This window comes from Candidatus Dorea massiliensis AP6 (assembly GCF_964245105.1).
GTDB classification, from domain to species: Bacteria; Bacillota; Clostridia; order Lachnospirales; family Lachnospiraceae; genus Laedolimicola; species Laedolimicola intestinihominis.
The window spans coordinates 33,683-57,823 of the sequence record NZ_CAXTKW010000014.1 but is presented as its reverse complement, the minus strand read 5'-3'; the positions used below and the strand labels follow the sequence as shown (position 1 = coordinate 57,823).

Here is a 24,141-nt window from a genome sequence, read left to right as displayed (position 1 = left end):
TAAACGGTATCAAAGAGGAGGAAACTATTATGAGTAAGAGACCCTTTGACAAGGAACTCTTTAAGAGAAGCGTAGTTTACAACGTGAAGACTCTGTACCGGACACCCATTGAAGAGGCAACACAGCACCAGATTTTTCATGCGGTAGCGTTGGCTACCAAGGACGCGATCATCGATGCATGGATTGCGACCCAGGAGCAGATGAAAAAGCAGGATCCGAAGATCGTGTATTACATGTCCATGGAATTTTTGATGGGCCGTGCTCTTGGCAATAACCTGATTAACCTGACCTATTATGACGAAGTAAAGGAAGCTCTGGAGGAGCTGGGCTGCGATCTGAACGTGATCGAGGATCAGGAGCCGGACGCAGCTCTGGGAAATGGCGGTCTGGGAAGACTGGCAGCCTGCTTCCTGGATTCTCTGGCAACCCTGGGCTATGCGGCATACGGCTGCGGTATCCGTTACCGCTATGGTATGTTCAAGCAGAAAATTGAGAACGGCTATCAGAAAGAGATTCCCGACGACTGGCTTGTGGATGGCAATCCCTTCGAGCTCCGCCGTCCGGAGTACGCGAAGATCGTCAAGTTCGGCGGCTATGTAGATGTAGAAGTCGATCAGAACGGCAAGAACCATTTTATCCAGAAGGGCTATCAGGCCGTACGCGCTATCCCCTGCGACCTTCCGGTAGTAGGCTATGGCAATAACGTAGTAAATACCCTTCGTATCTGGGACGCAGAGGCCATGAATACCTTCCGTCTGGACGCCTTCGACAAGGGCGATTATCAGCAGGCCGTAGAGGAAGAGAACCTGGCGAAGCTGCTGGTAGAGGTTCTGTACCCCAACGACAACCATATGGCAGGCAAGGAGCTGCGTCTGAAGCAGCAGTATTTCTTTATCTCCGCCAGCGTGCAGGAGGCCATTGCCCGTTATAAGAGAAACCATGACGACATCCGTAAGTTTTACGAGAAGGCGGCGTTCCAGCTGAACGATACCCATCCGACCGTGGCGGTAGCCGAGCTGATGCGTATCCTCATCGACGAGGAAGGCCTGGAGTGGGACGAGGCATGGGAGGTCACCACTAAGACCTGCGCTTATACCAACCACACCATCATGGCAGAGGCCCTTGAGAAATGGCCCATCGAGCTGTTCTCCCGTCTGCTTCCCCGTGTATATCAGATCGTGGAGGAGATCAACCGTCGTTTTGTACTGGATATCCAGGCAAAATATCCGGGCGATCAGGAGAAGATCCGCAAGATGGCTATCATTTATGACGGACAGGTTAAGATGGCGCATCTGGCTATCGCAGCAGGCCATTCCGTAAACGGCGTAGCGAGACTGCATACAGAGATCCTGAAAAAGCAGGAGCTGAAGGATTTCTACGAGATGATGCCGGAGAAGTTCAACAACAAGACCAACGGTATCACCCAGCGTCGTTTCCTGCTTCACGGCAATCCGCTGCTGGCTCAGTGGGTGACCGACCACATCGGCGACGAGTGGATCACCGACCTGTCCCAGATCAGTAAGCTGAAGGTTTACGCAGACGACGAGAAGGCGCAGCAGGAGTTCATGAACATCAAGTATCAGAACAAGGTGCGTCTGGCAAAATACATCCAGGAGCACAACGGCGTCACCGTAGACCCGCGCTCTATCTTCGATGTACAGGTGAAGAGACTGCATGAGTACAAGCGTCAGCTGCTGAACATCCTGCATGTGATGTATCTGTACAATAAGATCAAAGAGCATCCGGATATGGAATTCTATCCGAGAACCTTTATCTTCGGCGCCAAGGCTGCAGCAGGCTACCGCCGCGCGAAGCTGACCATCAAGCTTATCAACTCTGTGGCAGACGTGATCAACAACGACGCGTCCATTAACGGCAAGCTGAAGGTGGTATTTATTGAGGATTACCGTGTCTCCAACGCGGAGCTGATCTTCGCAGCAGCAGATGTATCCGAGCAGATCTCTACCGCCAGCAAGGAGGCGTCCGGTACCGGTAACATGAAGTTCATGCTGAACGGAGCCCTGACCATCGGAACCATGGACGGTGCAAATGTGGAAATGGTAGAAGAGATGGGTGAGGAGAACGCCTTTATCTTCGGTCTGAGCGCAGACGAGGTTATCAATTATGAGCAGCATGGCGGCTACAACCCCATGGACATCTTCAATTCCGATCAGGATATCCGTCACGTGCTGATGCAGCTGATCAATGGTTATTACGCACCTCAGGATCCGGAGCTGTTCCGGGATCTGTATGATTCCCTGTTGAACACCAACAACAGCGATCGGGCAGATACCTACTTTATCCTGAAGGATTTCCGGTCCTATGCAGAGACACACGCGAAGATCGAGGCTGTATACCGGGATGAGAAGCAGTGGGCGAAGAAAGCCCTCTGGAACACCGCATGCAGCGGCAAGTTCTCTTCCGACCGCACCATCCAGGAGTACGTAGACGACATCTGGCATCTGGATAAGATGACCGTAGAGCTTCCGAAGGAAGACGAGCCGGTTAAGGACAAGGCCAAAGCAAAATAAAACAGTTTTTTCAAAGGGACAGACGTTTTCGGGCGTCTGTCCTTTTTATGTAACAGGAAATTCCATTGCAAAATGGGGTGAAATCGTGTATGGTTAAGAAAAAGGGGGTCAGGCTTATGTACAATGAACATCAGAAACCTTACCATATCGGATTTATCAATGAAGTCGGGGCGCGCTACGCCATCCTGCCGGGCGATCCGGGGCGAGTGGAGAAAATCGCCGCGCACCTTGCAAACCCGCGGTTTGTGGCACAGAACCGGGAATACACCACCTGGGTGGGCGAGATTGAGGAGAAACCAGTATATGTTATGTCAACTGGTATGGGCGGTCCCTCAGCGGCCATCGGAATCGAAGAGCTGCATCAGATTGGCGTGGATACGGTTATCCGCATCGGCACCTGCGGCGGTATGGCCCTGCCGGTGAAGGGCGGCGATCTGGTGGTGGCCACCGGAGCTATCCGTATGGAGGGAACGTCCAAAGAGTATGTACCCATCGAATTCCCGGCTATCGCGAACCTGGACGTGACCAACGCCCTGGTCCAGAGCGCAAAAGAGCTGGGCCATACGTATCACGCGGGCGTGGTTCAGTGCAAGGATTCCTTCTACGGCCAGCATAGCCCGGAACGGATGCCGGCAGGCTACGAGCTCCTGAACAAATGGGACGCCTGGATCAAGGCAGGCTGCCTGGCGTCGGAGATGGAGAGCGCGGCAGTCTTTATTGTATCCCAGATCCTGGGTATGCGGGCAGGCTGCGTGCTGAACGTGCTCTGGAACCAGGAGCGCAGGAAACAGGGGATGGATGACACGGAAAGCCAGGACATGACGGCGGCGATTCAGGTGAGCGTCGAAGCCATTCGGAAATTGATTCTTGCGGACAAAGAAAATTAAGTTATGTAAACCATGCGAAAGCAGGCCGGAATCCCAGGTCTGCTTTTTCGTGGCCGCGCATAAGCTGTAGAATGAGAGAAAAAATAAAGACAGCGGCTTCGATTCTGATTATATTGATATTACTGCCCTATGTGGCTGTGGTACTCTGCACCGGCGAGCTGGCGGGTGGGCAGACGGAGCCTGCGGAAGGCAACCTGGAGCGCTGTGTGGCGCAGATACTGCCCATGCAGATATCCGTGACCTATGAGACCGAGGCGTTGAAGGCTCAGGCGGTGGTGATTCGGACGAATCTTTTGCGGGCGGCCATGGAATATTATGAAGCGGCGGATTGGCAGCAGGCGGCAGAGGCCATCCGGGAGGAGGATTTGGCAGCGCTGGGCTTTACGGTCTGCACAGAAGGCGAGGCAGAAAAGCTCTGGAGCTATGAAAACCGTCAGCGATACCTGGAAAAATGCCGGACGGCGGCAGAGGAGACTGCCGGACAGGTGCTGGCTCTGGAAGGGGAACTGAAAGATCTGCCCTACCATGCAGTTAGCGCCGGAAAGACCAGAGAGGGCGGCGCATTGGGAGAGGGTTATACCTATCTTACTTCGGCGGACTGTGCGGGCGATGTGGAGTCGGCGGATTATCTGCAGATTTTTTATTTCCCGGAGCTGGAGCTGCCGGTGATTGAAAGCCGGGACAGCGCCGGATACGTGCTGACGGTGCGGCTGGGGGATGAGACACTGACCGGCGAAGCCTTTCGGTTCCGATATGAGCTGAATTCCAGCTGTTTCACGGCGGAGGAGACGGACCAGGGTGTGCGCATCGTCACCCGGGGACTGGGCCACGGCTTTGGCATGAGCCTGTATACAGCTGGGCGGATGGCGCTGGAGGGGCGAACCTACCGGGAAATTTTGTCTTATTTTTATAAAAATCTGGATTGTATAAGCTTTACCGAAAATGGCTATGCTAGGGATAGCACTTAAAAAGCGGAATCATATCATAGAGGTGAAGTTTATGACAACAAAAAAGAAACGGCAGACGAGCCCGGCGGGAAGGCGGATGGCCACAGTGGCGCTGAGCCTGTGTCTTCTGGCGGGCGTGACTTTGTTTGGCATGTACACAGTGGGTAAGACCGAGGAGCAGCAGCGGAGGCTGGAGCAGGAGGTGGCAGACGCGGAAAAAGCGGCGCAGGCCCGGCAGCAGGAGGTGGCGGCGAAAGCCGCCCGGGAGCAGAAGGCAGCGGAGGCCGAGCGGCAGGCGGCTTCGGGAAGCGCCAGCCGGGACCGGACCGGTGAGAGCGCAGCGGAGACCGCGCAGGTCGAAGGCTCAGAGACAGCCGAGACAAACAACGCCGAGCTGGAGGGCGAATACGCGGAAATCAGTGTGGACGAGCCGGTGATCATTGAGGCAAACGCAGGCGCGGAGGCGCCGCCCCTGTCATTCTCGGCCGAGACGGATCAGCTTCTCTGGCCCATTGCCGGCAATATTCTGATGGATTTCAGCATGGACAAGACAGTCTATTTTTCGACGCTTGATCAGTATAAGTACAATCCGGCTATTATAATAGAAGGAAGTGTAGATCAAAGTGTTTTGAGCGCAGCCAGCGGAAAGGTAATTTCTATTGAAAATGTGGATGAGACCGGCACAACCATCACCATGGATATCGGCAGCGGTTACCAGGTTATTTACGGGCAGATCAAAGAACCGGCCGTGCAGCAGGGCGACTACGTGCAGGCCGGGGCTCTGATAGGCTATGTGGCGGAGCCTACCCGCTTTTACAGTAAAGAGGGCAGTAACCTGTATTTTCAGGTGCTGAAGGATGGGGAAAGTATCAATCCTAAAGAATTGCTCCCATAAATTACTTTTGTACACTTTCTGTAGTGGGTGCTTCATGCTGCTCCGAAGGTACTCCTATCGTATAGAGTAAATTTGCATCGGATTCAATAAGCCGTTCCTTCTGAGGGCGGCTTAATTTTTTGATGGCGCATTCTCGTTTCATGGCCTCCTCTTTCGTCTCAAAGATCTCATAGTAAGCCAGCTCCACAGGCCGGTGCGCTTTCGTATATTTGGCGCCGCGGCCTGCGTTGTGATCCGCCACGCGTTTATTCAGATGGTTGGTCCAGCCGGTGTAGAGCGAGCCGTCGCCGCACCGGAGGATGTAGGTGTAGTTCATAAAAAACTCCCTCGCATATAATAGAAGCTGTTGTGAGTCTTTCTTATTATACGCGAAGGAGTTCTTTTATGCAAATTTTACAACCCAATCGGCATCTTTGCCACAAATACATACATCATAATAAAATGACAGATACTCCCGCCCATTACAAACAGATGGAAAATCTCATGGGAGCCAAAATACTTATGTCTGGCGTTAAACAGCGGCAGCTTCAGCGCGTAGATAATACCGCCCACCGTGTAAATGATGCCGCCCGCCAGCAGCCAGCCGAAGGCCGCCGGTGACAGGGCGTTCAGAATCTGCGTGAAAGCCAGCACGCACACCCAGCCCATGGCGATATACAGCACCGAGGAAAACCATTTGGGGCAGGTGATCCAGAACAGCTTCAGGATAATGCCGGCGATGGCGATGCCCCAGACGATGGCGCAGAGGGTATACCCTACCTTGCCGCCCAGCACAATCAGGCACACCGGCGTATAGGAGCCTGCGATCAGCATGAAGATCATGCAGTGATCGATTTTCCGCAGGATGCGGTTGGTTCGTTCGGACAGGTTCAGCGTGTGATAGGTGGTGCTGGCCGCGTACAGCAGAATCATGCTGATGATAAAAATGCTTAAGGAAATGAGATGGATCTTATCGGGATTGCTGGCCGCCCGAATTAAGAGCGGCGTCGCCGCAAAGGCAGCCATCAGCATGCCGATAAAATGAGTAATCGCGCTTCCTGGATCTTTGATTTCAAATTTCATGGTAACAACCCCTTTCGTTTAGCTATAATATGAATACGGTTTTTAATAATTCTATATATAGTATTTAAAACTATGTGTAACTATATTCATATTATATGCGGAAAATGAAAAAAGTCAAGGGGATTTTTACATGCCCGGAAGGTAGTAAGGCTATCAGGCATGCCAATTCGAGACTGCCGTTGGCAGTCCCTCACTGTCGGGCTGGCGCCCTATAAAAATGTAAAAAAATGGCCCAGAGTGAGCAAGCTCCCTCTGAACCATTTCCTTACATTTTTGCATGCCTTATAGCTTAGCCAAAGTATCTCTTCAACAGACCCTCGAATGCTTTGCCGTGGCGGGCTTCATCCTTAGCCATCTCATGAACGGTATCATGAATAGCATCCAGGTTAGCAGCCTTTGCGCGCTTTGCCAGGTCGAATTTGCCCTCGGTTGCGCCGTGCTCTGCAGCGACTCTCAGCTCCAGGTTCTTCTTGGTGCTGGGGGTAACTACCTCACCGAGCAGCTCTGCGAATTTTGCAGCGTGCTCAGCCTCTTCGTAAGCTGCCTTCTCCCAGTAGAGACCGATTTCCGGATAACCCTCTCTGTGAGCTACGCGAGCCATTGCCAGATACATACCAACCTCAGAGCACTCGCCGTTGAAGTTTGCGCGAAGGTCTGCAAGGATATCCTCGCTTACGCCCTGTGCAACGCCTACCTCATGCTCAGCTGCCCAGGTAAGACCCCCAGCCTGCTCCTTGAACTTAGATGCCGGAACGCCACACTGCGGACATTTCTCCGGTGCTGTCTCGCCTTCCCAAACGTAACCACATACTGTACATACCCATGTCTTCATAATCTTGTTCTCCTTTTCTTTTTTTGATATTTAAGATTGTCAGTTATTTTTTACTAAATCAGTAACGATTCCTGTTACTGATATTAATATAGCATACGTTCCTGATTTCGTCAAGCATTATTTAAAAATTATTATCAATAAATTTTAAATCCTTCGCTATCTCATTTCCTATAATATATAGAAGAAACGGCATCAGGACGTATGTATCTTCGCGCATTCCTCACAGAGCCCGAAATACTGTACCGTATGCCCTTCGATGATTCCCGGAAATACGTTCTGGGCCTTCTCATCGATAAAGGCCTCGTCGTCCATATGGATGTCAAAGAGCGCATGGCATTTCCTGCATATAAAATGAGAGTGGGGCGCCACATGTCCGTCGAAGCGGTCGGCTCCGTCGGTGGTAATCTTGATAATCTCTCCCAGATCCGTCAACAGCGCCAGGTTGCGGTAGACAGTGCCGAGGCTGATATTCGGAAATTCCTCCTTTACGTGCAGATAGATGGTATCTGCGGTGGGGTGGTCATACCGGGACAACAAAAAGCGCTTGATAGACTCCCGCTGGCGGCTGTATTTTAAAGCTGGCATAAAACCCTCCTTTATTTGATAATAATAACGGTTACTGTTTCTTTTATTTTAGCAAATTTCCCGGGAATGTCAATGGAAAAATATGATAGTTTTGCGGAAAATGAAGCCCTGCGCCCTGCAGAGAAAATCCGGCGAGTCATATTATGAAGCGTAAAATAACTCCGGAAGAATATCTGGATAAGGTTGACAAACAATAATCATGCTGTTATAATTCAGTCATAAGTTTTAATAAATTTGTAACATTTAAACTTTTGAGTGAAGAACAACAGCTCTGTGTAATGAGAAGGACGTAGAGCTGCTACAGATAACATTGGAGGAACGATAGCATGCACAAGTTTGCAATGATATGTCTCGCAGGAACGCTTTGCTTTAGCTTCAGCGGAATCCGCGCGGAGGCAAGCAGCCTGTCACTGGCGTCAGAGGAAGGAATTGCTTCCGTTATGTCAGAGGCTCAGGCAGCAGATCCGGAGGCAGATGAGAAGGTACTGGAGGACATGACTCCGTCAGAGTTCGACGGTATCTGCATTGCGAAGGTAAATGATTACGTAAATGTCAGAAGTGAAGCCGGCGAGGACAGTGAGATCGTCGGAAAGCTTTATGATAAGTCCGCCGGAACTGTGGACGGAGAAGAGAACGGCTGGTACAAGATTACATCCGGCAGCGTGACCGGTTATGTGAAGGCTGATTATGTAGTGACCGGCGACGAGGCAGAGGAGCTGGCCAAAGAGGTCGGCAAGCGTGTGGCGACTGTCACCACCCAGACTCTGCGTGTCAGAACGGACGCCACCACAGACGCCAGCGTCCTGGGATTGATTGGTGAAGGTGAGGAGTTAACCGTTACCGATGAGCAGGAAGGCTTTGTAAAGGTATCTATCGAGGAAGGCGACGGCTGGGTATCCACCGATTATGTAGATTTGAGAACCGATTTCGTACAGGCGGAATCCAAGGCAGAAGAGGAAGCGCGTCTGGCCAAGGAAGAGGCTGCGAAAAAGGAAGGTAAGAAGAAGGCCGAGGAAGTAGCAGCGAAGACCAAGTCCGACAGCAGTTCAAACGCGGTTGTAGGCAGCGGTTCCGGAAGCAGCAGCGGCAATTCCGTAGTCAGCTATGCAAGTCAGTTTGTGGGTAATCCGTACGTATACGGCGGCACAAGCCTCACCAACGGAACAGACTGCTCCGGCTTTGTTATGGGTGTATACGCGCACTTCGGTGTGAGTCTGCCCCATTCTTCCAGCGCCATGAGAAGCGTAGGATACGGCGTAAGCCTTTCCGAGGCACAGCCGGGTGATATCCTCTGCTACAGTGGTCATGTAGCTATCTACTGTGGAAATAACACCGTAGTACATGCCAGCACACCGGCCACCGGAATCAAGTACACCTCTCCGGCGAACTATAAGAGCGTTATCTGTGTAAGACGTATTTTTTAATTTCCAATAGTATAAAATCTAAAGAGGCGGGAATCCGAAATGGTTCCCGCCTCTTGGTGTTTTCCATAGGGAGAAGCCCTGGCTGCACGCCGGACTGAATTAAAATCAGACAACATACTACAATTATCAGACACCCATACACAATTTTATGTTACCCATATACGGACCCGGTTACAGATTGCACAAAGAAATCCACCTTTCATAAAAATATGCACGAATCCACGTGGATAAGTGAAAAAGATATCCACATAAAAACGGACAAAAAAGCCCATAAAATAAAGTTATCAACCAAGTTATCCACATTATCCACATTTTTGGATGTGTAAAACCCAGGTTTACATAGTATTTTTAAAAACAAACGTTCTGTACAGATTGAATAAAACTGCATAAGACGAAAATAAAGTGGGAAACAGACTTGACTTTTGCAATGTCGAAATATAATTGGTATTGTCTGATAATTGTGAAAAAATCAGGGAATACAAGCGATGGGAAATAAAAAAAGTATGCCATGATACTCTAAGCCAAAGTATTTAGAGTATCATGGCAGTATAAGAAGCTTAGAAATTATGGCTGCAATAAATACCTACCGGATGGCAACCAGTTTATAGATGGGGTTACCCTTTGCTGAAAACTTCTCCTCGTACTCCGTCATGATATTGCCCTCATTCATGGTTGGATCATGATGCAGATCCCTGGAGCAGCCCACAAGCTTCCATCCGGCTTCCTCCACGCTCTCCAGTGAGAAATCGAACAAATCCATATTGTCGGTCTTGAATTCAATCTGACCATCCGCCGCCAGCACCAGATTGTAGCGCGCCAGGAACTCCGTGGAAGTCAGGCGTCGCTTTGCGTGCCGTGCCTTGGGCCAGGGATCGGAAAAATTCAGATAGATCCGGTTCAGTTCTCCATTCGCGAACATCTCCGGCAGCTCCGCCGCGTCCTCGCAGAGGAAATACAGATTCGGCAGCGGTTCTTCTTCCATCTTCTGCAGCGCCCGCAGCAGCACGCTGCTATAGCGCTCCATGCCCAAATAATTAATATCCGGATTCCGTCTGGCCAGCTCCATCAGGAACTGTCCTTTTCCCATACCAATCTCTATATGAATCGGATGATCGTTTCCGAAAAGCTCCTGCCACTTCCCCGGACGCTCTTTGGCGTCGTGAACGACATATTCATTAGCGGCAATGGCTTCTTCGGCTCCTTTAACATGTTTCAGTCTCAAAATAGTCCTCCTTTTTGTACGTAAACAGTGTATTTTTTCAGATACATAGAAATGATTTTTTATGGTTTTTGGGTTCCCGGAATAGGAAATCACTCAGAAACGTAGTTGTTTCTAAATTCCGGAGACTCGAAAAACCTTATAAATACGCGGTTTTTTTACATTGTAAACAAAATCGAAAAAAAAATCAAGAAAAATGAAAAAAAGTGCTTGCATTTTTGAAAACCATGCAGTATAATAAATCTTGCGTTGAGGGACAGCCCAAAACGAACAAAATATGCGCGATTAGCTCAGCTGGCAGAGCACCTGACTCTTAATCAGGGTGTCCAGGGTTCGAACCCCTGATCGCGCACTCTAAGGTACCGGTTTTGCAGATGACTGCGGGGTCGGTGCTTTTTTGTGCCCGGAAATGGGGGGCTGAGATAATACACGTTTTCTTCTAAGCTGGAGATTGTAATTTTTGGCCATCTCCGTTATACTGGGGCTATAGGGAAAAGAGTGCCGTCCCGGCGGTCAGGAGGAAGAAAATATGAAACTGATGATGGTAATTGTGCAGGATCAGGATTACGCGAAGCTGGCGACCCGGTTGATTCAGAACCGGATTCGTGCCACGAAGTTCGAGACGTCTGGTCTCTATTCCAATAAGAAGAACGTGACTCTGTTTATCTGTGTGGAGGAAGAACAGCAGGAGCGGATACTAACGTACATTCAGGAAAGCTGCACCGAACGGGAAGAAATCTGCGAAGTATGGGAGTACAATGGCAACATGATGGTGCAGGCTGAGAAGACCCTGAAAATTGGCGGAGCAACCGTATTTATATCTGAAGTAAACCAGATAATGAAATTTTAAAGATGTTACAAAATGACGACAAAAAAGCGGCCCTGCAAGTGCAGGGCCGTTGACATTTCAGAAATAATCTGAGTTTTACAAAAATTTACTTGCGTTATATAAAATCGTATACTAAAATATCCCTATAAATGAGGAAGTGTGATGGTAAAAGTCGTACCTCGCTGGGGAGTAGAGGCGACTTCGATGGTTCCGTAATGGGCCTTCACAATTTTCTGGGTAATTGCCAGACCAAGACCGGTTCCGCCGGTCTTACCGGAAGCAAAGGGGGTAAAAAGCTCCGCGGCAGCTTCCGGCGTCATACCGCAGCCGTCGTCAGAGATGCGGATAATGAGCTGATCCAGATATTTTCTGGCAGACAGTGAGACACAGCCGCTTTCATCGGTGGCCTCAAAGGCATTTTTGAGAAGATTCAGAAAGGCCTGTTTCAATTTCATAGGGTTTCCAAATACCGTGGGAAGGTGCGCAGGCAGATGGAGGGAAAAATGTTTCCCATGCTCCTGTATGTAAGGCTGGAGACTGCTTTCCAGTGAGGTAAACAGTTCTTTCATATCCACCTCGCACATGAAGAAACGGCGCCCGTCTGTATACGCGGCCAGGTCTTCCAGAAGCTGTCCCAGATAGTCCACATCTTCCAGGGTCTGATTCCAGAACTGGAAATCCCGCACCTCAGGGTGCATCGTCTCAATCAACTGAAGCGAGCTGTTGATTAAAGTCAGCGGGTTACGTATTTCGTGTGTGATTTTTGCGATAGTAAGGTTAAGTTCATCCATAGTTTGTACCACTCCTGTAACTAAGTGTAGCATGGGGGCGGGGATGTGACAATATGGATTCCGCCAACAAATAAAAACAAAAAAGCTTAAAATTCGACAAAAGGAGGAAGCATGATAATGAGACATGATGATTGTATTTTCTGTAAAATTGCGAATGGAGAGATTCCGTCCGCTACGATTTATGAGGATGACGACTTTCGGGCGTTTCTGGATCTGAATCCGGCCACCAGAGGGCATGCGCTTTTGGTACCGAAGGATCACTTTGCGAATCTTTTGGAGTTGGATGAAGAGCACGCAGAGAAGGCTATTCTGCTGGCAAAGAAAATCGGAAGCCGGATGAAGGAGAAGCTGGGCTGCGATGGATTGAATCTGGTTCAGAACAACGGAGAAGCAGCCGGTCAGACCGTATTCCATTTTCATATGCATCTGATTCCGCGTTACGAGAATGACGGAGCAGGAATCGGATGGAAACAGGGAGCGTTGACAGACGACGCGAAAGAGGAACTTGTGGAGCTGTTAAAAGATAATTAAAAAGCCGAATTCAGGGGAAATGCATGGGGATTAGTGAAGAAAAATTTCGTGAACTGCACGAAAAATATAAAAACCTGATACTTCGGCAAGTCTATGATATGACGAAAGATTATTATTTGGCACAGGATATCTGTCAGGAAACATTTCTGAAATTATACAGTTACCGTGACAGAATAGAAGAGGAGAAAGCAAAAGGCTGGATGCTGGTAGTGTCCTATAATAAAACATGTGATTGGCTGCGTCGCAATAAAAAGTACTACGAAATCGTTGAGAAAAACAGCGATGTGGTGGTAAGCAGCGCGGAAAATCCTCTGGAATATCACGCGGCAGAGATGGATAATCAGAATCGGTGTCTGCACATTCTGCGCGCAGTGCGTGAGAAGAATGAGGACTGGTACGAAATGTTGATACTTTTTGATTATTTTGGAATGTCGAAGAAGGAAATCGCGGAACGGACCGGATTCCCGGTCGGTACGGTGGATACCTATCTGAGACGATGTAAGAAATGGCTGAAGGCCAGGTTTCAGGATGTAAAGGAAAAATAAATAATACAGCGGCGGAAATGCAGATTTCCGCCGCAAAGAAAACAATTGGGGCCTACCCTAACGGGCAGCAGCCTCTTCGATGAGCCCGATGATCGTATCGATGGAATCGGTCTGACGGCTGGCTTTCATGGCCTCGGAGAAGGAAACGCGCTCTGCGTAGAGTTTGCGGACTGTCTGGAGCAGAAGCTCATTGGTGAGCGTCTCTTCTTCCAGAACCAGACTAAAGCCCTGTTTCTCGAAGGAACGGGCATTGAGAATCTGATCGCCCCGGCTGGCTGCAGCGGAGAGCGGAATCAGCAGGTTCGGCTTGTGAAGGGCCAGCAGCTCGCAGATGGAGTTGGCGCCCGCCCGGGAGATGACCAGATCCGCCAGAGCGAACAGATCCTTCAGCTCCTCGTTAATGTACTCATACTGTACATAGCCGGAGAGACCGGACAGAGAAGCGTCCAGTTTTCCCTTGCCGCAGAGATGGATCACATGGAAATCCTTCAGCAGGGTGGGAAGAATCTTGCGGACCGCCTCATTGACAGCGGCAGCGCCCAGACTTCCGCCCATAACCAGAATGACGGGCTTGTCATCGGCGAGACCGGTGAACCTCCGCGCGGCCAGAGCGTCGCCGTGCAGCAGCTCCTGGCGGATGGGAGAGCCGGAGAGGACCGCCTTGTCCTTGGGCAGATACTGCAAAGTCTCAGGGAAATTACAGCAGACCTTCCAGGCAGCCGGAATTGCCAGCTTATTGGCCAGGCCCGGCGTCATATCGGATTCGTGGATGATACAGGGAACTTTACAGTGTTTCGCGGCCAGAACCACAGGCACGGACACGAAGCCGCCCTTGGAAAATACCACATCCGGCTTCAGTTTTTTCATGGTGCGGACGGCTTCGCCGTAGCCTTTCAGGACCTTGAAAGGATCCGAGAAGTTTTTCAGGTCGAAATACCGGCGCAGCTTACCGGAAGAGATGCCGTAGTAAGGAATCTGGAATTCCGTAATGAGCTTTTTCTCGATTCCATCGTAGGAACCCATATAGGAAATGTCGTAGCCGAGCTCGCGAAGCCGCGGCAACAGCGCGATATTGGGCGTTACATGTCCGGCAGTTCCGCCGCCGGTCAAAAGAATTCGTTTCAAAATTACACCTCCGTAGATAACTGTCTAAGGTTATTATGCTAGGTTCCATCCCTTCTGTCAATTGTAAATCAGAGGGGAGCAGATAGATTTCACACGGAAACCGGAAAACACAAAACTATCAGAATTACGATAAGGAAAGAAATATGAGTGAAGAAAAATTCCGTGAATGGATAAGCAGTGAATTTGAAAAAGAGGCAGAGGAACTGGAAAAGCGGCTGCAGGAGCATGAAGCAGCGGATCCCGAGCTGGCTGCCCTGGAGATGCCGGAGGATTCCTTCGACGATCTGATGCGGCGAATTAAAGCCGAGGAAGAGAATAAGAACATCAGTAAAAATGAGAACGGTCCCGCGAAAAAGCCGTTCCGGATTCGGAAGCGCACGCTCCTCACCGTGGCCGCTGCCGCGATCCTGGTGGCTGCAATGGGTGCAGGCGTTACCGGCGCGAAATTATTCGTGCCGAAGGTGGAAAAACGGAGTGAGGATGGGGATTTTAATACAACGATTATTAATGGAGAGATGGAAGAAGACAGGGACATTTCAGAGAAAGATGCCTATCAGGAAATTGAGGACAGATTGGGGATTCAGGCGCTCAGGCTGAATGATAAACCTCAGGATATGGTTCTGGAAAAGGTATATATAGATGATGTGATGGGCGAAGCTCAGATGGAGTTTCGGTATAAAGGTGGAATGCTTATAATATATGAGAATAAACAAAATGAAGATTCTGCATTTGATAAGAAAACTGATGGCGAAATAGTAGACACTGTAGATATATTTCATTTAAATAAAAAGGTAGAAATATTCAAAATTGATAAGGGAGATAATTCGAATTCCTATGTAATTCAGTTGGAACAAGGGAATGCATATTATTATGTAATCTCAGACTTGAATTTGGAAGAGTTTGAACAAATTATTATGGGAATTATTTTCGAAAGTGTCTGATATGGCTCCCCTCATTCGTATTCTTAACGTAACTACCAATGAAGTGCAATATGAAGGAGGGGAAACATATGCACAAGAAAAGAATTGCAATGGCGCTGATGAGTCTTCTGCTTGTAGGAGGAATTTGTAATGCAGGAGCCATCACCAGCCATGCAGAAGAAATGCCGGGATATCACGAGTATGTCAACACAGAGGACGAAGCGATTGACACCTGGTATGGAATCGCAAGAGGAACTTATTTATGTGATGGAACTACCGGAATAAAGCGGACAGGTTCAGGGTTGTTGAGCATCTCAGGAACAACAACTGCGTACAAGACCTGTGATTATGTAAAGGTAAGCCTTCATCTGGATGAGAGTTCTGACGGCGGCAGCCATTTCGGAAATATTGCCAGCTACTATTTCCAGGAAGAGAACACTACATCCTGCCATGGAAATAAAACCAATATTTCCGTAACAAAAGGCTACAAATACCGTGTAAGAGGCGGACATACTGCTGTAAAAGGAAGCACCGTGGAATCCACCACAACCAGTGCTGGTGTTATCACCGCATCCTAACCCGCGCTCCACTCCCAATACCCGGGCGCAGGTTAGGACAAACCATCTACCAATCATTTATACACAACTGAATATGGAAAAGTAAAGGAACCAAAAAATGTAACTGAAAAATCAAAAAAATCTACACACTTTGAAAAAGCAGTGATTGTTGTTTTGTGATGTGATGAAAAGAGTCGGCCGGAGGAATTCCGGCCGACTCTTTTGACCGGCGGGTATCAAAAGGATTCTTTCTTGCAATTCCGTACAAGTGTTGGTAAAATAGAGAACGGAGAAGCAAAGAAAGTGAGGCGTCTATGGGCAGAACAGGTATTATTGGAGCGATGGAAGAGGAAGTTGCTCTCTTAAAAGAGAAAATGGAAATAGAGGTAGTAGTCAAAAAGGCATCCATGGAGTTCTATCAGGGTCATCTGAATGGCCGTGAGGTAGTCGTGGTGCGCAGCGGTATCGGCAAGGTGAATGCAGGCATGTGCGCCCAGATTCTGGTGGATGCGTTCAATGTGAGCCACCTCATCAATACAGGAATTGCAGGCTCCCTGAAAGCGGAGATTAATATCGGAGATATCGTGGTATCATCCGACGCGCTGCAGCACGATATGGACGCGCGGCAGTTCGGTTATGCCAGAGGCGAGATCCCCCGCATGGATACGATCAGCTTCCCGGCAGACCCGGAGCTTATCGCCATGGCGAAAGCAGCCTGCGAGGAAGTGAACCCGGATATCCGTGTCTTCGTGGGACGGGTTGTCACGGGCGATCAGTTCATTGCGGAGCGTTCCGTGAAGAATGAGATTGCGTCCTGGACGGAAGGCTACTGCACCGAGATGGAAGGCGCAGCCATTGCGCAGGCGGCGTATTTGAACAAGGTACCCTTCGTCATCGTCCGCGCCATTTCCGATAAGGCAGATGACAGCGCCACGATGGATTACCCCACCTTTGAGGCACAGGCCATCGAGCACAGCGTGAAGCTGGTAGAAGACTTCGTGTCCCGGATCCCGGAGGATGTATACTAGATTGGCGGTCAGAATCTAAAGAGGATAAGAGAAGTGCGATACAGGTACTTCTCTTATTTTAGTTTACGCGGGCAGCGAGTAAAATTCGCGAAGCATAGGTTCTCTCGTTTGCCGGTAACTTGCTGCCGGAGAATAGAAAGTCACATAAGCGGGAAGCTTGTCAGTCCCTGTCGGGCAATGACGAGCGCCCGCTCTTTTTATTTACCTGCCTGCCTTTTATAATAAAAGATAGAAAAAATTCCGTATGGAAAAGGCATACGGAAGTAAAAAAACGGGAGGGGACAGGATGTTTCGAATCGTGATGATAGCGGCCTGGGCCGTGTTGTTGATCGTGGTGCTTTATCTGTGGGCGGACGTGCGGGAGATTCGTTCGGTGGTGAAGGATACCAAGCGGGAGCTGCTGCGCAGCAATCTGTCGGCCCGGGCGGCGGAGAGCTTTCCGAATTTTGAGCAGGAAGCCCGGGAGGAGCAGGAACAACAGACGCAGCAGGAGACGGAGAAGCCGGTAAAAAACGTTGTGAAAAATCTGAATCCCCAGGAGGAGCAGGTGCTGAAGGAGGTGCTGTCGGAATTCCTGGGGTAAATCGATTGGAAGAACAAAAAAAGAGTAAAATGTGCTAAGTTGTAAAATCAAGTGCGACAAGGGTTAATAACTCTATCGCACTTGATTTTTTATTATAGAAAATATGAGTGCTACAAGAGAATTAAAAAACTCTTGTAGCACTTTTTATTTTGCCAATTTTTAAGGAAAGGTGGGCGGAAACGTGAAAAAAGGAGATAAGCGTATTACATACGCCGACAGACAGAAGATTGAAGCAATGGAGCGAACCGGGGCAAAGGTTACAGATATTGCAAAGGCGGTTGGGTTTCACAGAGCAACGATTTATAACGAATTGAAGCGTGGGGGAACACCATACCGGGCAGAAGTAGCACAGAGAAGTTTATAAATGCCAGGCGGCAGCAATATAGAAAGGAACTCAACATGGATATATCAAAATGGTTTTACAGACCGCACTACACAACGCCGGAACTTGATAAAAAGATTGAAGATGTGGAAAAGGCGTTGGGGTTCAAATTGTTTATATGGCAAAAAACATATATAGAATATGGCGTTTTTAGACAGTACGGGGAAACGACCGCCAAAATATTAAGATTGCTTATAACACCGGGGAAAATAGTTGATTTCACAGAGCGACCAAGGGGAGATAGAGAAAGATTTTTTAGAAAAGAACTTTTAGAAGTGAAAGCAAAGTTAAATGCCGCCGGAGTTCAGACCAACGAAGTCTACACAAATAAAAAGGACTTATACAGAGCAATGAACGAAAGGACGGGCGGCAGCAGATGAAAAGAAAATTAAAGGTTAATGACTTTTTTTGTGGATGCGGCGGAATGGGTATTGCATTTAAAAATGCCGGGTATGAAATAGCCGGGGCATGGGACTTTGATAAATACGCCGTGGAGAGCTACCGGGCAAACGTAGGGGACCATGTACAGAAAGCAGACATTAAGGAATTACACCAAGCAGACATCCCACAAGCGGATGTGTGGGCGTTTGGTTTCCCATGCCAGGATTTGAGCGTTGCCGGAAAGCAACGGGGCATGATTTTAAAATGCGAGGATTGCGGCGAGGAAATAGAGATAAACCCGGAAGAGTACACGGGCAACACCATTTGTCCTAAGTGCAGCAGTAACAATTTTAAGGCGGCGAGCCGTAGCGGATGTTTCTTTGAAATGATGCGATTGCTTGAAGAAACAGAGAGAGAGAGAGAACACGCCATGCCGGCCGTTATCATTGCGGAGAACGTGCGAGGATTACGCCCGTATTTGCCCGTGTTACGCCTTGAATATGAACGCCACGGGTACACGGCACATATTGAAATGTTTAATTCCAAATATTGGAACGTGCCACAGAACCGGGACCGTTACGCAGTAGTAGGGACCAGGAACAAAAAGAACCTATCATTTACATTTCCAAAAGAGCAACACGAATTTGTACCGAAATTATCGGATTACCTGGAAAAAGATGTGCCGGAAAAATATTACTTGCCGGACGAAAAGGCACAAACCATTATAGCCCAGGCAATGGAGAAATTAGAGAAAATGGGAAAGTGCCATGCGTGCATTACGCCGGACCGTATCAACAAGCGGCAGAACGGACCGAGGGCAAAGGCAGAGGACGAGCCAATGTTTACACTTACCGCCCAGGATTTACACGGCGTTATCATCCTGGAAGATGAACAGACGGAAGAAAGCGTGGTTACGGACATTGCAGAGGAAACCGGGCTTTTAGACCCCAACGGTTGCGGTAAAACATTACGAGTTGGGGGGGCGGAAGCATCACAAAGAAGCATAACTACCAACACGTTATCATCAATCCAGGGGGGGCAGAGAGCAACAGAGTTTCCCATAACAGTAACGGTCAATAAGTGCGGAAGAAATGTTTTAAAAATTGCGGATGTTTCCCCGTGCCTTACCGCAAGGGATTATAAAGGGTACGCCGGAAAGAAAGACATGATAGCAGTTATAGAAGAGCGAAAGGAACAAGACAATGGAAAGAGCAAATAACCAGGGTTGCCAAATGGTGGGGATGCTTGACATAAAGGCCCAAGACCAATGCCGCCGGGTGTATTCCGTGAATGGAATAGCACCAACCCTTACAACATCCGGGGGGGGCAAAGGGAAGTGAAAATATTTGATACAAAGCGGTTGAGGGTGCGAAAGTTGACTCCAAAAGAATACGGAATTTTACAAGCGTTCCCTATGGACGATTGGAAACAAGTTGTTTCAGATAGCCAGGCATATAAACAATTTGGTAACGCAGTAACTACAACGGTATTTACTGCAATAGCGGAAGAGATAGCAAAAAGCATTTATGCAGCAGAAGAAAGCGAGGAACAAAACATGGAAGCAGAAAACAAGAACTTTACCGGAATGAATGAACCGGAAGAGAAGCCAACGGCGGAAAGCATTTTGGCAGCAGCGGAAGCAGAAGCCAAGACAGCAGCAGGACGGGAAGAAACAACTAAAACAGCAATTCCGGCAGAGGAAACCATAACACCGAACTCATTAGCCAACGGGATGTTGCAGTTTCTTCTTGATAGCGGAATCGTAGCGAGTGCGTGCGTAACGGATGAAACAGAAAAGATGTTTGCAAAAGCGAGGAAATAAGAATGGACAAAGAAAGCATTGTTTTAGGTAGCGGAGATTTGTATTGTACAGACTTCCAGGGAACAAACGAAGCAATCCCGGATGATGCGGTGATTGAAACAGAAGATAACCGCCTGGGGCATATTAAGGGCGGTGCGGAAATTGAGTATGCACCGGAGTTTTACGAAGCAAAAGACGATATGGGTAAAGTTTCCAAAGTAATTATTACGGAAGAGGAAGCCACCCTTAAAAGCGGAATTATGACATGGTGCGGAACAACGCTTGAAAAGTTATGTCAGACCGCAAGAGTGACAGAAGATAAGGCAAAGGGAATTAGAACGGTCAAAATTGGCGGTATCGGAAACGCAACGGGTAAGAAATACCTTTTGCGATTTGTCCATAAAGATACCCAGGACGGAAATATCCGTGTAACGATTGTTGGTAATAACCAGGCCGGTTTTACGATTGCCTTTGCAAAGGATAGCGAAACCGTTATTGATGCAGAATTTAAAGCACAGCCTATGGACAAAGAGGGTACTTTAATCCTTTACACAGAGGATATTGACAAAACAGAGTAGCCAAAACACGGGCCAACGATAAGAACGGGCGGCCGGTTGAAAAATCGAGCCGCCTTATTGCATGAAAGAGAGGAACACAACATGGCAGTAAAAGAATTTAACATGAACAAAATTAAACGTACCTTTTGGCCGTTTACTCTGAAAGATAAAAAGGATGAAAACGGAAATGTGGTTGAAAAGGGCAAAAAAATTATTGTCCGTATGCCGCAAAAGGGCGTTTTTGAAGCAATAAAGGATGTGGAAGCCAACGGAACGGGCGAGGATGCCGATACATCAACCATTTATAACCTTGTGGCGGCAGTATTAAACAACAATATGGGAAATGTGAAAGTTTCAGCCGAAGAGGTAGAGAGTTACGACATTGAAGAGTGTACGGCAATCCTTAACGCATACATGGAGTTTGTGGATGAATTAAAAGCAAACCCAAACTAAAAATGCCCTATTATCCACGCCAGGATAAAAAGGGCGAAATCCCGTATACAATCCTTACACGCCCGGAAAAATTGGTTATGGACTATTGCCATATCAATATTTACGAAGTCCAGGAAATGGAAATAGATATTTACCTTTTCTTCTTACGGGAAGCAATGATTTTTGAAAATTCACAGACTGAAGAGGGACGGAAATATTTAAAAGATTGCTTCCGTATGGAGCAGACAAAACCGGACCGTGAGGGATTAAGAGAAAGATTTGGAAAGAAAGGGGGAAAATCAAGTGGCTAACAACATTAAGGGTATTACTATTGAGATTGGCGGAGATACAACCAAGTTGCAAAATGCCTTAAAGGGTGTAAACGGGGACCTCAAAAGTACCAAGAATGAGTTAAAAGAGGTTGAAAAGGGCTTGAAATTAGACCCCAAGAATACCGAACTTTTAGCACAGAAACAACAGTTGCTTACAAAGGCAGTAGGCGAAACCAAAGATAAATTAGATGTATTAAAAACGGCAGAAGCCCAGGTGGAGCAGCAGTTTAAAAACGGCGAAGCATCCGAGGAGCAGTACCGGGCAATCAAACGTGAAGTAATCGCAACGGAAGCAGAACTTAAAAACCTGGAAGAGCAAGCAAAGGCGAGTAATTCAACGCTTGCAAAGGTGGGGGATGCTTTTGGAACGGTAGGGGATAAGGCAACCAAAGCCGGGGAAAAGATGATGCCCGTAACGGCCGGAATAACCGCATTAGGAGCAGCCGGGGTTGCTGCATCTATGGAATTAGATAACGGCTATGACACCATTATTACCAAGACGGGAGCAACCCGGGAAGCCCTGGAAAGCCTTACGACAGTAGCGGACAATGTATTTTCAGATATGCCAACTACAATGGATGATGTGGGCGTAGCGGTTGGAGAAGTAAATACAAGGTTCGGGGCAACCGGGACAGAGTTAGAAAATCTTTCAAAAGAATTTATTAAATTTGCAAACATCAACGGAACGGATTTAAACACGGCTATTGATAGCGTGGACAGTATTATGACAAAATTCGGCGTTGATGCCTCACAGACAAAAAATGTGTTGGGGCTTATGACAAAAGCGGGCCAGGACACGGGTATTTCAATGGAAACATTGGAAACCGCACTTACAACCAACGGTGCAAGCCTTAAAGAAATGGGGCTTGATTTAACATCATCCGTTAATTTGCTTGCACAAATGGAAGCAAGCGGCGTTGATGTTTCAACCGCACTTGCCGGAATGAAAAAAGCGGTTCAGAACGCAACGGCAGACGGCAAGAGTGCAGACGAAGCATTGACCGAAACAATAGATAGCATTAAAAACGCAAAGACAGAAACGGAAGCCTTAACCATTGCATCCGACCTTTTCGGAAAGAAAGGTGCGGCGGAAATGACCCAGGCAATCCGTGAGGGGCGTTTATCCGTAGACGATTTAAGCGGTGCTTTATCAGACTATGGGGATGTGGTAAGTGACACATTTGAAACCACATTAGACCCGTGGGATGATGCAGCCGTAGCAATGAACAATTTGAAACTTGCCGGGGCAGACCTGGGAAGTTCCATTTTAACCACATTGCAGCCAACAATTGATAAGGTTGTGAATAAGGTAAAAGAGTTTACAACATGGTTTAAAAACCTGGACGACAACACAAAGCAGATGATTGTAAAAATCGGAATGATTGTTGCGGCTATCGGCCCGGCTTTAATCATATTTGGGAAAATGTCAACGGGAATATCCGGGGTAATAAAAACCGTAACGGGATTAACAAGCAAAATAGGCGGAATGAGTGGTGTTTTATCAGCACTCACGGGACCGGTTGGAATAGTGATTGCTATTATAGCGGCACTTGCCGCCGGGTTCATTGCTTTATATAAAACGAATGATGAATTTAAAGAGAAAGTGGACGGGACCATAGGAAAGGTAAAGGATGCCTTTTCGCAGATGTGGACAACCATACAACCGCTTTTGGAGAGCCTAAAGCAAGCGTTTATTAACCTCATGGCTGCATTAAAACCCGTATTTGAATTTGTTCTTACATACATAGCAAGTATTGTAAATGGGGTTATCAATGCAGCAGCACCGATAATTGCAGCAATCCAAAATGTGATTGATTTTGTTACCAATATCATAAATGCCATTATAGCGTTATTACATGGAGATTTTGACGGTTTCTTTTCGTATCTGCAAGGTGCGTTTAATAGTGCAATATCGTTTGTAAAAAACATCATCCAGGCGGTTATAAATTTCATAATCGGATTTTTAGAGGGGTTCGGCGTAAATGTAAAAACATTATTTACCAATATTTGGAATAGCATTGTTGCCGTATTCCAGGGCGTGGGTCAGTGGTTCAGTGACCGATTTACGGAAGCATGGAACGCAATAACCACAATTTTTTCTGCAATCGGTTCATGGTTCGCCGCCAGGTGGAACGACATAAAAACCGCCCTTGCGACCGTGGCAACGTGGTTTCTTACCATGTTTACAAATGCCTATACGAATGTAACAAACGTATTCGCTGCAATCGGTTCATGGTTCGCCGCCAGGTGGAACGACATAAAAACCGCCCTTGCAGCAGTAGCCACATGGTTTTTAACTATGTTCACAAACGCATACACCAATGTAACAAACGTATTCGCTGCAATTGGTTCATGGTTTGGGGCGAGGTGGACGGAGATAAAAACCGCCCTTGCATCCGTTCCGGCATGGTTTAAAACACAGTTTGATAACGCATGGACAAACATAAAAAACGCATTTGCCAATGTAACTTCTTTTTTCTCTGATTTATGGGAGAAAATTAAAGGTTGTTTCGTAAATGTTGGTGTGGCTATCGGTTCAGCGGTTGGGGATGCTTTTAAATCAGCAATCAACAGTTGCTTATCAACAATAGAGGGCGTTGTAAATAAGTTTATCGGAATGATTAACGGAGTAATTGGAATTATCAATGAGATACCGGGCGTTTCGCTTTCAAAAATTGATACGCTTTCACTTCCGAGACTTGCAAAAGGCGGTGTATTAAGAGAGGGTACGGCAATGGTAGCAGAAGCCGGACCGGAACTTTTAAGCATGGTAAACGGAAAGGCAGTTGTAACACCGCTTACGGGTTCAGCGGTAAACACGGCAGCAGACAACCTAAAGGGCAACAATAGAGGTTTCCACCAGGAAATCAATATTACAAGTCCTAAAGCCTTATCCCCTTATGAAGTAGCAAGACAAACGAGAATACAGACCCGTGCAATGGTTATTGCAATGCAGAGGGGGTAA

General features: G+C 47.9%; 27 protein-coding genes and 1 tRNA gene. 21 read left to right on the top strand and 7 right to left on the bottom strand.

Translation table 11 applies throughout. The features are described 5' to 3' along the window. Window positions 1–29 precede the first annotated feature (29 nt). The 4 genes from ACESZP_RS14400 (at window position 30) to ACESZP_RS14385 (ending at window position 5,260) form a co-directional block, all read left to right on the top strand. Window positions 30–2,531, top strand: a complete 2,502-nt coding sequence (locus ACESZP_RS14400) for a glycogen/starch/alpha-glucan phosphorylase (protein WP_349164596.1) — start codon at window positions 30–32, stop codon at window positions 2,529–2,531. A 116-nt stretch (window positions 2,532–2,647) separates the two neighbouring features. Beyond that, window positions 2,648–3,418 carry a uridine phosphorylase gene (gene udp / locus ACESZP_RS14395; protein WP_499709440.1) on the top strand — a complete coding sequence of 257 codons (771 nt, stop codon included), beginning with the start codon at window positions 2,648–2,650 and terminating at the stop codon, window positions 3,416–3,418. A gap of 71 nt (window positions 3,419–3,489) precedes the next feature. After that, window positions 3,490–4,386, top strand: a complete 897-nt coding sequence (locus ACESZP_RS14390; protein WP_178038966.1) for a SpoIID/LytB domain-containing protein — start codon at window positions 3,490–3,492, stop codon at window positions 4,384–4,386. Between the two features lie 31 nt (window positions 4,387–4,417). Continuing rightward, window positions 4,418–5,260: a peptidoglycan DD-metalloendopeptidase family protein gene (locus tag ACESZP_RS14385; protein WP_499709438.1), complete on the top strand. Its 843-nt coding sequence runs from the start codon at window positions 4,418–4,420 to the stop codon at window positions 5,258–5,260. Between the two features lies 1 nt (window position 5,261). Here ACESZP_RS14385 and ACESZP_RS14380 read toward each other — a convergent pair whose 3' ends face one another. The 4 genes from ACESZP_RS14380 to ACESZP_RS14365 all read right to left on the bottom strand — a co-directional run bounded on the left by ACESZP_RS14380 (window position 5,262) and on the right by ACESZP_RS14365 (window position 7,739). Then, entirely contained in the window at window positions 5,262–5,576 is a 315-nt protein-coding gene (locus ACESZP_RS14380) for a GIY-YIG nuclease family protein (RefSeq protein WP_178038967.1), read from the bottom strand. A 77-nt stretch (window positions 5,577–5,653) separates the two neighbouring features. Continuing rightward, the gene (trhA, locus tag ACESZP_RS14375) at window positions 5,654–6,322 is read right to left on the bottom strand and encodes a PAQR family membrane homeostasis protein TrhA (protein WP_178038968.1); all 669 of its coding nucleotides are present in this window, start codon (window positions 6,320–6,322) and stop codon (window positions 5,654–5,656) included. 289 nt (window positions 6,323–6,611) lie between these two features. Further along, window positions 6,612–7,154, bottom strand: coding sequence for an NADH peroxidase (locus ACESZP_RS14370; RefSeq protein ID WP_499709436.1), 543 nt, complete (start codon window positions 7,152–7,154; stop codon window positions 6,612–6,614). Window positions 7,155–7,346: 192 nt separating this feature from the next. Beyond that, window positions 7,347–7,739 carry a transcriptional repressor gene (locus tag ACESZP_RS14365; protein WP_178038970.1) on the bottom strand — a complete coding sequence of 131 codons (393 nt, stop codon included), beginning with the start codon at window positions 7,737–7,739 and terminating at the stop codon, window positions 7,347–7,349. 326 nt (window positions 7,740–8,065) lie between these two features. Between ACESZP_RS14365 and ACESZP_RS14360 the strand changes: the two genes are divergently transcribed. Next, a complete protein-coding gene (locus ACESZP_RS14360; RefSeq protein ID WP_499709434.1) occupies window positions 8,066–9,163 on the top strand; it encodes a C40 family peptidase in 1,098 nt (365 codons plus the stop codon). A 583-nt stretch (window positions 9,164–9,746) separates the two neighbouring features. On the opposite strand, the gene trmB is transcribed toward ACESZP_RS14360, so the two are convergent. Beyond that, window positions 9,747–10,385 carry a tRNA (guanosine(46)-N7)-methyltransferase TrmB gene (gene trmB, locus ACESZP_RS14355; protein WP_178038972.1) on the bottom strand — a complete coding sequence of 213 codons (639 nt, stop codon included), beginning with the start codon at window positions 10,383–10,385 and terminating at the stop codon, window positions 9,747–9,749. A gap of 276 nt (window positions 10,386–10,661) precedes the next feature. On the opposite strand from trmB, the gene ACESZP_RS14350 reads away from it, so the two are divergent. Together ACESZP_RS14350 and ACESZP_RS14345 are read left to right on the top strand one after the other, a co-directional pair. Further along, a tRNA-Lys gene (locus tag ACESZP_RS14350) sits at window positions 10,662–10,734 on the top strand. Between the two features lie 177 nt (window positions 10,735–10,911). Further along, on the top strand, window positions 10,912–11,232 hold the full coding sequence (locus tag ACESZP_RS14345) for a cyclic-di-AMP receptor (RefSeq protein WP_440321290.1): 321 nt from the start codon (window positions 10,912–10,914) through the stop codon (window positions 11,230–11,232). A 122-nt stretch (window positions 11,233–11,354) separates the two neighbouring features. On the opposite strand, the gene ACESZP_RS14340 is transcribed toward ACESZP_RS14345, so the two are convergent. Further along, window positions 11,355–12,002 carry a sensor histidine kinase gene (locus tag ACESZP_RS14340; protein WP_499709432.1) on the bottom strand — a complete coding sequence of 216 codons (648 nt, stop codon included), beginning with the start codon at window positions 12,000–12,002 and terminating at the stop codon, window positions 11,355–11,357. 117 nt (window positions 12,003–12,119) lie between these two features. Between ACESZP_RS14340 and ACESZP_RS14335 the strand changes: the two genes are divergently transcribed. Together ACESZP_RS14335 and ACESZP_RS14330 are read left to right on the top strand one after the other, a co-directional pair. Beyond that, window positions 12,120–12,533 (top strand): HIT family protein, encoded by a 414-nt coding sequence (locus ACESZP_RS14335; protein ID WP_349164957.1) that lies wholly within the window; start codon window positions 12,120–12,122, stop codon window positions 12,531–12,533. Between the two features lie 23 nt (window positions 12,534–12,556). Next, a complete protein-coding gene (locus ACESZP_RS14330) occupies window positions 12,557–13,078 on the top strand; it encodes an RNA polymerase sigma factor (RefSeq protein WP_178038975.1) in 522 nt (173 codons plus the stop codon). A gap of 57 nt (window positions 13,079–13,135) precedes the next feature. On the opposite strand, the gene murG is transcribed toward ACESZP_RS14330, so the two are convergent. After that, window positions 13,136–14,203: an undecaprenyldiphospho-muramoylpentapeptide beta-N-acetylglucosaminyltransferase gene (gene murG / locus ACESZP_RS14325; RefSeq protein ID WP_499709430.1), complete on the bottom strand. Its 1,068-nt coding sequence runs from the start codon at window positions 14,201–14,203 to the stop codon at window positions 13,136–13,138. A gap of 143 nt (window positions 14,204–14,346) precedes the next feature. On the opposite strand from murG, the gene ACESZP_RS14320 reads away from it, so the two are divergent. From ACESZP_RS14320 to ACESZP_RS14265, 12 genes are all read left to right on the top strand, one after another. Continuing rightward, window positions 14,347–15,144, top strand: coding sequence for a DUF4367 domain-containing protein (locus ACESZP_RS14320; RefSeq protein ID WP_499709429.1), 798 nt, complete (start codon window positions 14,347–14,349; stop codon window positions 15,142–15,144). Between the two features lie 68 nt (window positions 15,145–15,212). After that, window positions 15,213–15,701, top strand: a complete 489-nt coding sequence (locus tag ACESZP_RS14315) for a DUF6147 family protein (RefSeq protein ID WP_499709428.1) — start codon at window positions 15,213–15,215, stop codon at window positions 15,699–15,701. Window positions 15,702–15,994: 293 nt separating this feature from the next. Next, window positions 15,995–16,708 (top strand): 5'-methylthioadenosine/adenosylhomocysteine nucleosidase, encoded by a 714-nt coding sequence (locus tag ACESZP_RS14310; RefSeq protein WP_349164881.1) that lies wholly within the window; start codon window positions 15,995–15,997, stop codon window positions 16,706–16,708. Between the two features lie 286 nt (window positions 16,709–16,994). After that, window positions 16,995–17,291 carry a hypothetical protein gene (locus ACESZP_RS14305; protein WP_349164882.1) on the top strand — a complete coding sequence of 99 codons (297 nt, stop codon included), beginning with the start codon at window positions 16,995–16,997 and terminating at the stop codon, window positions 17,289–17,291. Between the two features lie 181 nt (window positions 17,292–17,472). After that, window positions 17,473–17,655 (top strand): helix-turn-helix domain-containing protein, encoded by a 183-nt coding sequence (locus ACESZP_RS14300; protein ID WP_021938450.1) that lies wholly within the window; start codon window positions 17,473–17,475, stop codon window positions 17,653–17,655. 35 nt (window positions 17,656–17,690) lie between these two features. Then, complete coding sequence (locus ACESZP_RS14295; RefSeq protein ID WP_499709425.1) at window positions 17,691–18,053, top strand: hypothetical protein; 363 nt, start codon at window positions 17,691–17,693, stop codon at window positions 18,051–18,053. After that, window positions 18,050–19,273: a DNA cytosine methyltransferase gene (locus ACESZP_RS14290; RefSeq protein ID WP_499709423.1), complete on the top strand. Its 1,224-nt coding sequence runs from the start codon at window positions 18,050–18,052 to the stop codon at window positions 19,271–19,273. Before ACESZP_RS14295 ends, ACESZP_RS14290 begins: the two co-directional genes overlap by 4 nt. Before the next feature lie 117 nt (window positions 19,274–19,390). After that, the gene (locus ACESZP_RS14285; protein ID WP_499709422.1) at window positions 19,391–19,876 is read left to right on the top strand and encodes a DNA cytosine methyltransferase; all 486 of its coding nucleotides are present in this window, start codon (window positions 19,391–19,393) and stop codon (window positions 19,874–19,876) included. A gap of 2 nt (window positions 19,877–19,878) precedes the next feature. Next, a complete protein-coding gene (locus ACESZP_RS14280) occupies window positions 19,879–20,433 on the top strand; it encodes a hypothetical protein (RefSeq protein ID WP_008722347.1) in 555 nt (184 codons plus the stop codon). A gap of 81 nt (window positions 20,434–20,514) precedes the next feature. After that, the gene (locus ACESZP_RS14275; protein ID WP_007037237.1) at window positions 20,515–20,865 is read left to right on the top strand and encodes a hypothetical protein; all 351 of its coding nucleotides are present in this window, start codon (window positions 20,515–20,517) and stop codon (window positions 20,863–20,865) included. A 2-nt stretch (window positions 20,866–20,867) separates the two neighbouring features. Next, a complete protein-coding gene (locus tag ACESZP_RS14270) occupies window positions 20,868–21,155 on the top strand; it encodes a hypothetical protein (RefSeq protein WP_007037236.1) in 288 nt (95 codons plus the stop codon). Then, entirely contained in the window at window positions 21,124–24,141 is a 3,018-nt protein-coding gene (locus ACESZP_RS14265) for a phage tail tape measure protein (RefSeq protein WP_499709420.1), read from the top strand. Before ACESZP_RS14270 ends, ACESZP_RS14265 begins: the two co-directional genes overlap by 32 nt.